This is a genomic window from Actinoplanes sp. NPDC020271 (assembly GCF_044388125.1).
Taxonomy (GTDB): Bacteria; Actinomycetota; Actinomycetes; order Mycobacteriales; family Micromonosporaceae; genus Actinoplanes.
Genome location: NZ_JBIRWQ010000001.1, coordinates 68,044 through 80,916 on the forward strand (window position 1 = coordinate 68,044; position 12,873 = coordinate 80,916).

A 12,873-nucleotide genomic window follows, 5' to 3' on the forward strand; every position below is an offset into this window, starting at 1 on the left:
GCCGGGTCGACGCTGCCTAGAGCTGATTGATCCTGATCAGGTTTCCCGCCGGGTCACGAAAAGCACAGTCGCGGATCCCGTACGGCTGGTCGGCCGGCTCCTGCACCACCTCCGCGCCCGCGGCGACCAACCGCTCGAAGACCCCGTCCAGGTCCTGCGACGCGAGGGTCAGCGCCGCGAAACTGCCCTTGGCCATCAGCTCGGCGATCACCCGCCGCTCGTCCTCGGTGATGCCCGGGTCGGCGGCCGGCGGCTGCAGCACGATCGACACCGGCTGCCCCTTCGGCCCGACCGTGATCCAGCGCATGTCGTTGAAGCCGACGTCGTTGCGCACCTCGAAACCGAGCACGTCACGGTAGAACCGGAGCGCCGCCTCGGCGTCGTCGTGCGGGAGGAAACTCGCGTGAATGTTGATGTCCATGCCGCCCAGCCTAGGAACGCGACGCGGCCCGGGCTTCTCGATTCCTGACCGGTCTGGTCACCTGTTTCGCCACGCATGCCGGGATGCCTTCGACCGCGTCCACCCCCGTCTTCTTGTAGACGCTCGGCGAGATCCCGACCAGCTGGGTGAACCGGGTGCTGAACGTGCCCAGCGACGAACACCCCACCGCGAAACAGACCTCGGTCACGCTCAGATCGCCACGCCGCAACAACGACATGGCCCGCTCGATGCGGCGGGTCATCAGATAGCCGTACGGCGATTCGCCGAAGGCGGTCTTGAACTCGCGACTGAGATGGCCGGCCGACATGTGCGCGCCGCGGGCCAGCGCCTCCACGTCCAACGGCTCGGCGTAGTCGCGATCGATCCGGTCACGGACCTTGCGCAACACCTTGAGGTCGCGCAACCGCTGCTCGTGGCTCGTCACGCCTCATCCTGACACGCTCGTCAACGCCAGCGGGGGTCACGACTCCAGCGCGGACCCACCTCGGCCCACTCCCGCGCCCACGCCCGGTCCCGCCGCCGATCCAGCAGCCCACGCCCGGCCCGGTGCACCACGAACAGCACCATGAGCAGGCACAACACGGCTGCCACGGCGAGCAGGAGGCCCTGCGAGGCGGGACTGTGCCGGCTCGGCGGCAGGTGCAGACTGCCGCCGTCGTCGACCCAGACCGGGATCCGCGCGCCGGCCCGCGCCTCCGTCTCGGTCTGCACGATCCCGTTGCGTACCGAACCGTCCGGGGCGGTCCAGGTCGCCCGCGCGGCCTGCGGCGCCACCGTCCGCGGCCCGGTCCCGCCGAACGTGCCGGCATCCTCCACCAGCACCGCGTCGACCCGGAAGACGTGCGCACGCTCCCAGTCCCGCGCCCGCTCGTCCGACCGGTAGCCGGCCTTCCCGGCCCACCAGGCCAGCAGCGGCGCCCCGGCCAGAAATACCAGCACCAGCAGGAACACCAGCAGGCTCTCGATCCGGTCCTCGCCGCGGCGCAGGACGTTGCGGTCCCAGCCGATCATGTGCTTGCTCCCTCTCGCCCTTTGGGCGAAGCATCACCCGAAAGCAAGCCCCACCGACGCACATCGCCGCACTCCGCGATGAGGTCCCGGCTCGAGCCGGCGGTGCGCCGCCGGTCCCGGCTGCTTGCGGCTGGTCGGCCGGGGCGGAACTGGCGGCGGCGTTGCCGGCGCCGAGCACCGCGAGTGCGGTCGTGGCCAGGGCGAGGCCACGCTAGGAAAGCGTGAGCACGTGGAATCCCCACGGCGGCAGTTCGACATAGAGACCGCCGGTCGCCAATTCACTGCCGGACCGTTCGAACACCCGCCCGTCGAGCCGATCCGTCATCCGCCAGGCCCGCCCGGCCAGCCCCGGCCACGGCAGCTCCACCCGCCCCTGCGACGCGTGCCCGGAGAAGTTGACCACCACCACGGCCGCGTCCCAGGACCAGGCCAGCAGGTCACGGTGGGAGGGGTTGTCCGGCCAGCCGTGGGTCGCCAGCAGCCGCCACTCCCCCCGCCGGACGCTCGCCGCCACCTCGATCAGCCGACGGTGGAAGTCGCGCAGCCCCAGGTCGACCGGCTCCTCCGGGTAACGACCGAGGAAGACCGGCAGATGCGTACGCCGTCCCTCGAACTGCCCGTCGTGCCAGAGCGTCGCCCCGGGCAGGGTCGCCATCGCCACCGCCGCCGCCCGGTTCCGCCCGCCGGGCATGCTGGCCGCCGCCCGTGGCTCGTCATGGTTCTCCAGGAAGCGGATCAGTCCGTCCTGGTACTCCCGGCCGGCCGCCAGGTGCTCCCGGACCGCGGCCGCGTCCTCGTGCGCCAGCCGGTCGTAGAGCCGCTTGTCGTAACAGAAGTCGAACCCCTGCTGTTGCAGCAGCCACTCGGTGTCCCAGTAGACCTCGGCGATCAGCACCACGTCGGGATGCCGCCGGCGCAGCTCCCCGACGATCGCGGGCCAGAACTCGGCTTCCGGCACCGGGCCGGCGTGGCGACCCCACGTACGCGCGAAAATGTCGTTGGTGAGAAGCATGGCCATGTCGCACCGCATGCCGTCGCACTGGCCCGCGATGTCGATCATGCCGGCCAGGGTGGCCTCGCGCATGCCCGGCGCGAACGCGTTGAGCTGGGCGACGTCAGGCCAGGGCGGAAAGTAGGGGTCCCGCCCGTGCGCGATCACCCGCCCGCCGGCGTGGAACCAGCCGGTCGGGTCGTCGACCAGGTCCTGCTCGGTGCCCTGGATGAACCAGTCGGGGTGCCGGGTCACCGCGGGATGGTCCGGCGCGACATGGTTCGGCACGTAGTCCAGGATCAGCTTCAGACCGCGTTCGCGCAGCTCGGAGCGGGCCGCGGCGAGCCCGGCGGGCCCACCGAGCCGATCGTCGGCCCGGTAGCGGCGCACACAGTAGGGCGAGCCCACCACATCGGCCGGTTCCAGGTCGGGCAGCGCGTGCCGGAACGCCCGCTGCAACCCGTCGTCGACCCGCGCGACCGCGAGACCGGCCGGGCTGCGCTCCCAGACACCCATCAGCCAGACCGCGTCCATGCCGCGGGCGGCGACCTCGTCCCACACCCCGGACGGCACGTCGGCCAGGGTGACGGGACGGCCGAACCGCCGGGACAGGCCGGTCAGCCACGGCCAGGTGTCGATCTCATAGATCGCCGGAGCGGCCGGCCAGCCGGTCATCACGATCTCAGCCTAGCCTGAGTGGATGCCAGGGACGGCTGATCGGCACCGCCGGCGGGTGCCGGGTCACGGCTCGCGCGTCGTCCGTGACAGTCACCGAACCCAGCACCACGAGGCTGATCAGACCCGTACGCAGGATCCCCCGCATATCGTTCCTTTCCTCCGGGTTAAACCTCCGCGGGGATCAACGATCTTGTGAACGATCGGGCTGCGACTCCCGTACCCAGCGACGGCAAAGTCACCGAGGGGCATCGGGAGGACACCGTGGCACGGACCGGAATCGACACGTCGATCCTGCACAAGGGATCGCACAGCGCTTCCTACTTCGACCTTGCGAGAGCGGCCGGCGAAGGGGCGGAGATCGTCGACTTCTGCATCCCGTGCAACCCGTACTTCCCCACACCGGAGATGTTCGACGAGCTCACCCGCGAGCTGAAGAGCATCCTCAAGTACTACCCGAGCGACTCGGCGACCATCACGAAGAAGCTGGCCGCCGTGCTCAACCTGCACCCGCAGACGGTCGCGATGGCCAACGGCTCCACCGAGCTGATCACCTGGATCGACCACCTGCTGGTCAAGGAGAGCCTCGCGATCCCGATCCCGACGTTCGGCCGCTGGACCGACCAGCCCCTCGAAACCGGCAAGCGGGTCGACATGTTCCCGCTGCAGGAACGCGACGGCTTCCGGCTCGACCTGGAGGAATACGTCGAGTTCATCCGCGAGCGCCGCTCCCGGGTCGCGGTGGTCTGCAATGTCAACAACCCGGACGGCAACTACCTGCCGCGCCGCGACATCATCCGCTTCATGGACCAGCTCAGCGACCTGGACCTGGTGGTCATCGACGAGTCCTTCATCGACTTCTCCGACGCCGAGCGTTACCCGTCGGTCGGCCCGGACGCGGTGATCCGCACCAACGCGGTCGTCCTCAAGTCGCTCGGCAAGAACTTCGGCCTGCACGGCATCCGCTTCGGATACATGCTGTCCAACCCGGCGATCGCCGGCAAGATCGCGAAGATGCTGCCGAAGTGGAACCTCAACTCCCTCGCGGAGAAGGTCGTCCACATGATCCAGGACCACGAGATGGAATACGAGGAGAGCCTGCGCCTGCTCAGCCGCGACCGCCGCTCCATGGGCCGTGAGCTGCAGCGCATCCCCGGACTCACGGTCTTCCCGTCGCAGGGCAACTTCTACCTCGTCAAACTGCCGACCGAATGGTCCGGCGTCGCGCTGCGTGACTTCCTGGTCGCCAACCACGGCATCATGACCCGCGAATGCGGCAACAAACTCGGCATGACCAGCCAGTTCATGCGCCTCGTGGTCCGTCCCGGCCAGGACGTCGACCGCCTCGTCGACGGCATGCTCGACTACGCCCAGCGATTCCACGGACGCTCGGTCTACGACGCCGACCAGTTGGAGAGCACCAGCCGCCGCTGGGCCGAATCCTACGAGGAGCAGCGGGAACAGCGCAGCGCCGGCGAATACACAGCCCGTCGCGCCGCCGTCGGCTGAAACCTTCGAAGAGATCGATTGCCGGTCTCCGCTGTGGTCCCTCACCGTCGCTCCCGCGGGGGCCCTTCCGGGCCGAGCAGGGCGCAGGGCGCCCAGAACGCTCAGCCCTCCAGGGCGGCCTCCGCGGGTGGGCACGGTCAGAGATTCGTCAGGTTCTCCATCTGCTCGGGATAGCGCTCGCCGACCACCTTGACCCGGGCCGCCGCGGCCTCGATCTCCTCGAGGTCCGCGGCGGTCAGCGTCAGCCCGGCCGCACCGAGGTTCTCGTCCAGCCGCTCCAGCCGCCGGGTACCCGGGATCGGCACGATCCACGGCCGCTGCGCCAGCAGCCAGGACAGCGCCACCTGCGCCGGAGTCGCCCCGCGGGCCGCACCCAGCCGCCCGATCACCTCGACCAGCGCCTGATTCGCCGCCCGCGCCTCGGCCGAGAACCGCGGCAGCCCGTTACGCATGTCGTTCTCGGCGAAGACGGTGTCCGCCCCGATCTTCCCGGTCAGGAACCCCCGGCCGAGCGGGCTGAACGGCACGAACCCGATCCCCAGCTCACCCAGCGTGTCCAGCAGCTCCTCCTCGGGCCGGCGCCACCACAGCGAATACTCGCTCTGCACCGCGGTGACCTCCTGCACGGCGTGCGCCCGCCGGATCGTCCCGGCCGCCGCCTCGGACATCCCGAAGTGCCGCACCTTGCCGGCCTCGATCAGCTCCCGCACCGTCCCGGCGACCTCCTCGATCGGCACGCCCGGATCCACCCGGTGCTGGTAGAAGAGGTCGATCGCGTCCACCCGCAGCCGCCTCAGCGACGCGTCGGCGACCTTCCGGATGTTCTCCGGCCGGCTGTCCGTCCCCGGCTGCTGCTTTCCGTCCCCGTCGATCACGAACCCGAACTTGGTCGCGATCACCACCTGCCCGCGGAACGGCTCGAGCGCCTCCCCGACCAGTTCCTCGTTGACCCACGGCCCGTACACCTCAGCGGTGTCGAACAGCGTGACGCCACGCTCGACCGCCGCCCGGAGCAGCCCGATGTTCGCATCCCGATCCGGGCCCGGCCCGTACCCGTGGCTCATTCCCATGGCCCCGAACCCGATGCCTGAGACCGTCAGCTTCCCCAGTGCTCTCTGCTGCATCCCCTCAAGCTACCCAAACGATCACCCCGAGCCCGCCCCGTCGCTCCGGGTCCGCCACACGAGCCCGGCCGCCCGCACGCTCCGCTCCGCTCCGGCGCCACAGATCCGCCGCGAGAGCCCGGCCGCCCGCGAGACACCTCGCGTCGCCACAGATTCGCGCCGCACGGGTGGCCGTCCGCAAGGTCCGCCGGGCCGCCAGGTGGCAGCGCGCCTCGCGGTTCCGGCTGCGGGACGAAAGCAGCGTGCAAAGCCGGCTGCGGGCCGGGAGCGCCCGGAAATGACGACATCATGCTTCTGTCAACGTCATGGCGGCGAGTTCGGCTCGGAGGTCGTCGAGGTTGCCGATCAGGTGTTCCGGGGTCCGGGAGCGGTACATGTCGACGTAGTGGGCGGCGACCTCGCCGAGGTCGGCCGCCGCGAGGGCCGTGGCGATGGTGACCGTGCCGACGTGGACACCGCGGGGGGCCAACTGGTCGTGGAGGGACAGCGCCCAGTTGCGGAGGGCGGCCATGGCCAGGCCGGCGCTGCCGAGGATGCCGATGGGCAGGACCGACGACGCGCCGGTGGTGAAGATCAGGCTGCCGGTGCCGCGCGCGAGCATCCCCGGCAGTACGGTCTCGGCCGCGGTGATCGCCCCGAGGACGTTGAGTTCGAACTGGGCGGTGGCGGACTCCACGGTGGTGGTGACGGCCGGCGTGATCGGGGCGCCTTGCGGGCCGGGACTGTATTCGAGGACGTCGACCGGCCCCAGTGACTCCAGCGCGGCCCGGAGCGCGGGGCGGTCGCGGATGTCGGCGGGGTGGGCGGTAGCGGTCACACCGTCGGCCGCGAGCGTCGTGACGTCCGCGGCCAGGCGTGCGGCGTCGCGGGCGATCAGGCCCACGTGGAAGCCGTCGCGGCCGAAGGCGCGGGCCACGGCCAGGCCGAGTCCGGGTCCGGCGCCGACCACGGCGATCGTTCGGGACATGGCGTACCTCCGGTTATTTTTAGTGCCTTGCCTGATGCTCGGTGAGTGGCGGAGACGGCACAAGACGGCATGAAAAGGTGCGTTACGCACACGGAGGTAACCGATGTTCGAGACGGCCGACCCGGACGCCTGCAAGCAGGTCCTGAAAGTTCTCGCGCTGGTCGGTGACAAGTGGACGCTGCTGGTCATCGGGCATCTCGGGGACGGGCCGGTGCGGTTCGGGGCGTTGCAGCGGGCGGTCACCGGCATCTCGCACCGGATGCTCACGGTGACCCTGCGCGGGTTGGAGCGGGACGGGCTGGTCGAGCGGACGGTTCACGCCAGCGTCCCGCCCCGGGTGGAGTACGAGCTGACCGGCCTCGGCCGGACGCTGGTGCCGCCGGTGCGGGCGCTCGGCGAGTGGGCGTGGACGCATCAGGACGCGATCGCCGAGAACCAGAAGCGGTTCGCGGCCCGAACGGCGGACCAGGAGTCGGCCGTTCGCCGAGACCGGTGACCACATTCGGTCAGCGACCGGGCGACTGCCTAAAGTGACCAGCAGTCGTCGATGGGGAGAATGATGCAGAAGCTGATGCGTGGGATCGTCGTGCTGGCACTGGTCGCGGGCGGCGGGGCGGTGCTGGCGACGCCGGCCGAGGCCGCGGCCAAGACGTACAAGAACTGCACCGAGCTGAACAAGAAGTACAAGCACGGCGTCGGCCGTAAGGGCGCGAAGGACAAGGTTCGCGGTTCGACCAAGAAGGTCACCAACTTCTACGTCAACAACGCGCTCTACAACGCCAACAAGAAGTCGGATCGGGACAAGGACGGCATCGCCTGCGAGAAGCGCTGAGCGTTCAGCCTGCGGCCCGGGCCTCGGTCGGCGCGAGAGCGCTGCTCAGGGTCCGGGCCGTGTCGATCAGGGGCACGTGACTGAACGCCTGGGGGAAGTTGCCGACGAGGCGGCCGGCCTCGGTGTCGTACTCCTCGGAGAGCAGCCCGACGTCGTTGCGGAGCGCGAGCAGGCGCTGGAACGTCTCCCGCGCCTCCTCGTGCCGGCCCATCAGGGCGTAGTTGTCGGCGAGCCAGAACGTGCAGGCCAGGAATGCGCCCTCGCCGGGCGGCAGGCCGTCCACCTCGGTGCCGGGGTGCTGGGTGTAACGCTGCACGAAACCGTCGGCCATCAGGTGTTTCTCGATCGCCTCGACGGTGCCGCGGACGCGCTCGTCGGTGGCCGGCAGGAAACCGACGAGCGGGACCATGAGCATCGCCGCGTCGAGTTCCTCGGAGCCGTAGTACTGCGTGAACGTCTTGCGGGCCGGGTCGTACCCCTTCTCCAGGATGTCGGCGCGGATCGCGTCCCGCAGCGCGGTCCACCGTTCCCGCGGACCGTCCAGACCGAACTCCTCGATCGCCTTGACCGCGCGGTCGGCCGCGACCCACGCCATCAGCTTCGAGTGGGTGAAGTGCTTCGAACCGCCGCGGACCTCCCAGATGCCCTCGTCCGGGTCCTGCCAGTGCTCCTCGACGAATTCCATCAGTTTGACCTGCAGCCCCCACGACGGGTCGTCGGCTTTCAGCCCGGCCCGCCGGCCCTGGTGCAGCGCGTCCATCACCTCGCCGTAGACGTCGAGCTGGAACTGTTCGGCGGCGGCGTTACCGATCCGGACCGGGTTGCCGTCGTAGCCGGTGAGCCAGCCGGCGAGGTGTTCGTCGAGGCGTCGTTCGCCGGCCACGCCGTACATGATCTGCAGTTCGGTGGGGTTTCCGGCGATCGCCCGCAGGAGCCATTTACGCCAGGCGATGGCCTCGCTCTGGAAGCCGGAGAACAGCAGCGACTGCAGGGTGATGGTGGCGTCGCGCAGCCAGCAGAAACGGTAGTCCCAGTTGCGGACGCCACCCAGTTTCTCGGGCAGGCTGGTGGTGGCCGCGGCGACGATGCCACCGGTGGGCGCGTAGGTCAGCGCTTTCAGCGTGAGCAGCGAACGCACGACGGCGTCCCGCCACTCCCCCTCGTAGGTGCAGGCGGAGACCCAGCCACGCCAGTAGCCTTCGGTGACGCCCAGTTCGTGGGCGGGGTCGAGCGGCTCGGGCGGCGGTTGGTGCGACGGGCGCCAGGTCAGGACGAACGGCACGCGCTCCCCCGCCCGTACGGCGAAATCGGCTTTTGTCGTGAGGTTTCCGCCGAAAAGCTCGATCGGGGTACGGAGCCAGGCCGCATCCGGACCGGCGACCGCGACCAGAGCGTCGCCCTCGCGGTAGACCCACGGCACGACCTGCCCGTAGTCGAAGCGAAGTCGCAGTTCCATGCCGAAATGCACCTCGCCGCGCACGCCCTCGACGATTCGGATGACCGAGGGCGAGTCGGTGCGCGGCGGCATGAAGTCGATCACGCGTGCGACCCCGGTCGGGGTCTCGAACTCGGTCTCCAGGACGAGCGTCTCGTCGCGGTACCGCCGGCGCGTGGTCACGGTGTCCCGCGGGGCGATGGTCCAATGGCCGTTGTCGGCCGTGCCGAGCAGGGCCGCGAAGATCGCGCCGGAGTCGAAGCGCGGCACGCACAGCCAGTCGATCGAGCCGTTGCGGCCGACGAGCGCGCAGGTATGCGTGTCCGCGATGATCGCGTAGTCCTCGATCGGCAGGGGCATGTCGAATCTGTACCCCGGCCCGCCGACGGAAAACCGCCGCCGGGGGCGGTGAGGCCCCCGGCGGCGGCAATTCCGACCGGGGTGGTCAGACCCGGTCGGCGGCGATCAGGAGGTAGTGGAAACTACCTTCCTTGTACGCCGTGAGGAAAGCTTCTTCGATCCCGGTGGCGACCTCCGAGCGGGCGCGCATCTCCCAGTACGGAATGGTCGCCGCGGTCAGGTCGACCACGTTGATCGGGACGAGATCGTGCGCCGCGAGCGCCTTGAAGTAATCGCTGCGCGGGTGGATGTCGCAGGTGTAGTGCTCGTTGATCCGGCTGACGGACTTGGAGCGCCGCCCGGTCACGTCGTTCGCGCAACCGGTGATGCAGACGTAACGGCCGCCGAAGCGAAGCATGCGGGCGAATTCCGCGTAAAGGTCGAACAAATCGACGTACATCGTCGTCTCGTTGGTCCAGATCGCCTGCCGGCTGCCGGCCGCGATGCCGGAGTCCAGCATGTTCCGGAAATGGAATTGGACCTTGTCCGAGACACCGCGCAAGGCGGCCTGCTCATTGGCGAAACCGACCTGGTATTCCGAGATCGACACGCCGTCGACCCGGCAGCCGAAGCGCGCGTTGGCCATGATGCTGGTGCCGCCGCGTCCGGACCCGCCGTCGAGCAGCGCGTCGGTCGGCCTGATCGGTCCGAGATGGTCGATCAGCAGGTCGGCCTGGGCGTTCTCCAGCCGGTGCAGTTCGGCGACGATGCGCTGATCACGGGTCTCGGCCGGTCCGTCGAGGACACCCCAGTCGGGTTCGCCGACGCCGTAGTGGTGGTGGTAGAGCCCGTCGACCTCGCCGAGCCGCAGGTTGACCGGGTCGACCCGGTTGGTGTTCCAGTAGTTCGCCACCGAACGCTCGAAGTCGGTGCGCAACGGGGAGATGGCGGTGGTCGTCATGACCTTTCCTCCTTGGAATCGTGGTAGCGGCCGCTGGTCGCGTGCCACTCCCGGCTGCCGCCCAGATAGGCCCAGGTGTCGGCGAGGAAACGGCGCAGGGTGGGCGATCCGGTCGCGCTCAGGTGCGCGGCCTGACTCACGAACGCCCTCATCAGCTCGTTGTGGATCTGCACCGTGCGCAACACCGCTTCCCGGTGGGTGAGCCGGTCCTCGGCGACGAGCACGTTCGGCAGGTTGTGATCGGTCTCGGACTCGTTCTTGCCGGAGTAGAGGTCGTTGATCAGCACGGCGGCGGTGCCGGCGGTCGTGAACGCCTCGCGGACCCGCGGGTGGAAGAACTCGCCGGGCGGCAGCTCGTAACCGCCCAGCACGTCCATCAGGATCATCGGCGGCAGGTAGCTGTTGAGGTGCCGCTGCACCAGGTACTCCCAGACCGGCGGCGTGCGCCGGTTGTGATGCCAGTCGGCTTCCTCGGTCCAGGCCAGGAAGAGGATCGCCACCTGGTGCCGGAAGCGGGCCAGCTGAGTGATGCTCGCGTACCGCGCCAGGTGTTCCACAGCCGTGCGGAATGCCGTCGAGATCGGCTGGAGTTCGTGGTGCGCGTCCTTCTGAGCTGCGTATTTCCGTGGCAGCGACGCCGGATCGACCACCGCGTACAGGTTGGCCAGCCGTGACCCGACCACCGCCGGGTCAGCACCCAGCGACACCTCGTCCACGTAGTAGTCGTCCGCCGCCCACTCCGCGACCAGGCATTTCGTGGCGGCGAGCAGTCGGTCCGGGTCGCTGGTGTTCGGGTGCGCCAGCATCATGTAACGGCCGAAATCCGCCTGGCGCAGCTTGTCGAGCCGCCCGGCGTAGATCCCGATCTCCTCGGCCCAGCGCACCATCGCCTCGTTGACCTGCGCCCCGAGCGCGCGGTCGTCCCGCACCGGCCCGGGGCAGAAGAGCTGCGGCCCCTCTTCTGCCGACTGCGGCTTGAAGGCCCGCACCGCCGACGTGCCAAGACCCTTCAAATCAAGATCAAATTTCCGCCGTACGTCGTGAGAAGCCTTCATCACCACGCCGAGATCCGCGGGCGGCGCATGGTCGAAGTCGGACAGGATCGTGCGTCCGAGGTCGCGCAGCGACGGCTCGGGCGCCAGCCGGGTCACGATCATGATCAGTGCGACAGTTCGACGTGGTCCAGGATGCCCAGCGCGTCCGGCACCAGCACCGCCGCCGAGTAGTACGCGCTGACCAGGTACGACATGATCGCCTGCTCGTTGATCCCCATGAACCGCACGGAGAGGCTCGGCTGGTACTCGTCCGGGATCCCGGTCTGGTGCAGCCCGACCACGCCCTGCTCCGCCTCGCCGGTCCGCATCGCCAGGATCGACGTCGTGTGCGTCTCGGTCACCGGGATCTTGCCGCAGGGCAGGATCGGCACGCCCCGCCAGGACAGGAACGTGCCGCCGTCCCGCTCCACCATCGGCGGGTAGATGCCACGCTTGGTGCACTCCCGGCCGAACGCCGCGACGGCCTGCGGGTGGGCCACGAACATCTTGGTCGAGCGGCGCATGCTCAGCAGCTCGTCCAGGTCGTCCGGGGTCGGCGGGCCGCTGCGGGTGTGGATGCGCTGCCGCAGGTCGGCGTTGTGCAGCAGGCCGAACTCGCGGTTGTTGATCATCTCGTACTCCTGGCGCTCGCGCAGCGCCTCGACGGTCAGCCGGAGTTGCTGTTCCAGCTGGTTCATCGGCTCGTTGTAGAGGTCGGCGACGCGGGTGTGCACGCGCAGGATGGTCTGGGCGACGCTCAACTCGTACTCGCGGGGCGTCTGCTCGTAGTCGACGTACGTACCGTCGAGCTGCGGCTCCCCCTTGTGCCCGGCGGCCACCGCGATCGCCGCCTCGCCGTGCTTGTTCTGCGGCCGGCGGTTCTTGGCCCGGAACTTGTCGAAGTGCGTACGCAGCTGGTCGCTCTGCCCGAGCAGCTCGGTGAAGGCCGAGCGGGGCATGGTCAGCAGGGTCACCGCGGTCATCGCCTTGGCGGTGTAGTCCCAGATCCCGGCGTCGTCGGTGAGCGACTGCTCGCCGAACGCCTCACCGTCCGCGACCACGCCCAGGTTGACCGGGTCGCCGTACGCACCGACGCCGATCTTGCTGACCTTGCCGTGGGCGATCAGGTAGACCTGGTCGGCGACCGAGCCGAACTCGACGATCACCTGGCCCGGCTGGTACTCCTGCTGGACGAACCGGTCGGCCATCGCGGCGAGCACCTCGGCGTCGTCGAACTCGCTGAGCACGGAGAGTTCCCGCAGCTCAGCCGGGATGACGCGGACCTGGGCCCCGACGTTGGTGAAGCTGAGACGGCCGTCCCCGATCCGGTACGTCATGCGCCGGTTCACCCGGTAGGCACCCCCGGCGACCTGGACCCACGGGAGTTTGCGCAGCAGCCAGCGGGAGGTGATCTCCTGCATCTGCGGAACCGTCTTGGTGGTGGTGGTGAGGTTCCGCGCGGCCGCCGTGCTGAGGCTCTGCCGCCGCTGCTGTTCCTGCTCGTCGTCGCGGATCTCGGACTGCGTAGGAGTCGCCACCGTCGTACCCCGTTC

General features: G+C 69.4%; 13 protein-coding genes. 3 read left to right on the top strand and 10 right to left on the bottom strand.

What is annotated here, in order from left to right; genetic code table 11:
- Window positions 1–16: 16 nt before the first annotated feature.
- From ACH442_RS00265 to ACH442_RS00280, 4 genes are all read right to left on the bottom strand, one after another.
- Window positions 17–421: a VOC family protein gene (locus ACH442_RS00265; protein WP_396120354.1), complete on the bottom strand. Its 405-nt coding sequence runs from the start codon at window positions 419–421 to the stop codon at window positions 17–19.
- 10 nt (window positions 422–431) lie between these two features.
- Window positions 432–866 (bottom strand): helix-turn-helix transcriptional regulator, encoded by a 435-nt coding sequence (locus ACH442_RS00270; RefSeq protein WP_396120355.1) that lies wholly within the window; start codon window positions 864–866, stop codon window positions 432–434.
- 20 nt (window positions 867–886) lie between these two features.
- A complete protein-coding gene (locus ACH442_RS00275) occupies window positions 887–1,453 on the bottom strand; it encodes a hypothetical protein (protein ID WP_396120356.1) in 567 nt (188 codons plus the stop codon).
- Window positions 1,454–1,664: 211 nt separating this feature from the next.
- Entirely contained in the window at window positions 1,665–3,119 is a 1,455-nt protein-coding gene (locus tag ACH442_RS00280; RefSeq protein WP_396121001.1) for an alpha-amylase, read from the bottom strand.
- 264 nt (window positions 3,120–3,383) lie between these two features.
- Here ACH442_RS00280 and ACH442_RS00285 point away from each other — a divergent pair, with 264 nt between their 5' ends.
- Entirely contained in the window at window positions 3,384–4,628 is a 1,245-nt protein-coding gene (locus tag ACH442_RS00285) for a pyridoxal phosphate-dependent aminotransferase (protein WP_396120357.1), read from the top strand.
- Window positions 4,629–4,765: 137 nt separating this feature from the next.
- Here ACH442_RS00285 and ACH442_RS00290 read toward each other — a convergent pair whose 3' ends face one another.
- Together ACH442_RS00290 and ACH442_RS00295 are read right to left on the bottom strand one after the other, a co-directional pair.
- Window positions 4,766–5,752, bottom strand: a complete 987-nt coding sequence (locus tag ACH442_RS00290; RefSeq protein WP_396120359.1) for an aldo/keto reductase — start codon at window positions 5,750–5,752, stop codon at window positions 4,766–4,768.
- A gap of 286 nt (window positions 5,753–6,038) precedes the next feature.
- Window positions 6,039–6,719, bottom strand: coding sequence for an SDR family NAD(P)-dependent oxidoreductase (locus ACH442_RS00295; protein WP_396120360.1), 681 nt, complete (start codon window positions 6,717–6,719; stop codon window positions 6,039–6,041).
- Between the two features lie 103 nt (window positions 6,720–6,822).
- On the opposite strand from ACH442_RS00295, the gene ACH442_RS00300 reads away from it, so the two are divergent.
- Window positions 6,823–7,215 (top strand): winged helix-turn-helix transcriptional regulator, encoded by a 393-nt coding sequence (locus ACH442_RS00300; protein ID WP_396120361.1) that lies wholly within the window; start codon window positions 6,823–6,825, stop codon window positions 7,213–7,215.
- Window positions 7,216–7,266: 51 nt separating this feature from the next.
- Window positions 7,267–7,551 carry an excalibur calcium-binding domain-containing protein gene (locus ACH442_RS00305; RefSeq protein ID WP_396120362.1) on the top strand — a complete coding sequence of 95 codons (285 nt, stop codon included), beginning with the start codon at window positions 7,267–7,269 and terminating at the stop codon, window positions 7,549–7,551.
- A gap of 4 nt (window positions 7,552–7,555) precedes the next feature.
- Here the strand turns inward: ACH442_RS00305 and ACH442_RS00310 are convergent, their stop codons facing one another.
- The 4 genes from ACH442_RS00310 to ACH442_RS00325 all read right to left on the bottom strand — a co-directional run bounded on the left by ACH442_RS00310 (window position 7,556) and on the right by ACH442_RS00325 (window position 12,858).
- Complete coding sequence (locus ACH442_RS00310; RefSeq protein ID WP_396120363.1) at window positions 7,556–9,346, bottom strand: glycoside hydrolase family 15 protein; 1,791 nt, start codon at window positions 9,344–9,346, stop codon at window positions 7,556–7,558.
- A gap of 85 nt (window positions 9,347–9,431) precedes the next feature.
- Entirely contained in the window at window positions 9,432–10,286 is an 855-nt protein-coding gene (locus ACH442_RS00315) for a geranyl diphosphate 2-C-methyltransferase (protein ID WP_396120364.1), read from the bottom strand.
- Window positions 10,283–11,443, bottom strand: coding sequence for a family 2 encapsulin nanocompartment cargo protein terpene cyclase (locus ACH442_RS00320; protein WP_396120365.1), 1,161 nt, complete (start codon window positions 11,441–11,443; stop codon window positions 10,283–10,285). Before ACH442_RS00320 ends, ACH442_RS00315 begins: the two co-directional genes overlap by 4 nt.
- Window positions 11,444–11,445: 2 nt before the next feature.
- On the bottom strand, window positions 11,446–12,858 hold the full coding sequence (locus ACH442_RS00325; protein ID WP_396120366.1) for a family 2B encapsulin nanocompartment shell protein: 1,413 nt from the start codon (window positions 12,856–12,858) through the stop codon (window positions 11,446–11,448).
- Between the last annotated feature and the right edge of the window lie 15 nt (window positions 12,859–12,873).

Coding starts and splice junctions, on each gene's coding strand:
- ACH442_RS00310 (WP_396120363.1), bottom strand. CDS start 9,346: ATGCCCCTGCCGATCGAGGACTACGCGATCATCGCGGACACGCATACC.
- ACH442_RS00320 (WP_396120365.1), bottom strand. CDS start 11,443: ATGATCGTGACCCGGCTGGCGCCCGAGCCGTCGCTGCGCGACCTCGGA.
- ACH442_RS00305 (WP_396120362.1), top strand. CDS start 7,267: ATGGGGAGAATGATGCAGAAGCTGATGCGTGGGATCGTCGTGCTGGCA.
- ACH442_RS00265 (WP_396120354.1), bottom strand. CDS start 421: ATGGACATCAACATTCACGCGAGTTTCCTCCCGCACGACGACGCCGAG.
- ACH442_RS00290 (WP_396120359.1), bottom strand. CDS start 5,752: ATGCAGCAGAGAGCACTGGGGAAGCTGACGGTCTCAGGCATCGGGTTC.
- ACH442_RS00280 (WP_396121001.1), bottom strand. CDS start 3,119: ATGACCGGCTGGCCGGCCGCTCCGGCGATCTATGAGATCGACACCTGG.
- ACH442_RS00300 (WP_396120361.1), top strand. CDS start 6,823: ATGTTCGAGACGGCCGACCCGGACGCCTGCAAGCAGGTCCTGAAAGTT.
- ACH442_RS00275 (WP_396120356.1), bottom strand. CDS start 1,453: ATGATCGGCTGGGACCGCAACGTCCTGCGCCGCGGCGAGGACCGGATC.
- ACH442_RS00295 (WP_396120360.1), bottom strand. CDS start 6,719: ATGTCCCGAACGATCGCCGTGGTCGGCGCCGGACCCGGACTCGGCCTG.
- ACH442_RS00315 (WP_396120364.1), bottom strand. CDS start 10,286: ATGACGACCACCGCCATCTCCCCGTTGCGCACCGACTTCGAGCGTTCG.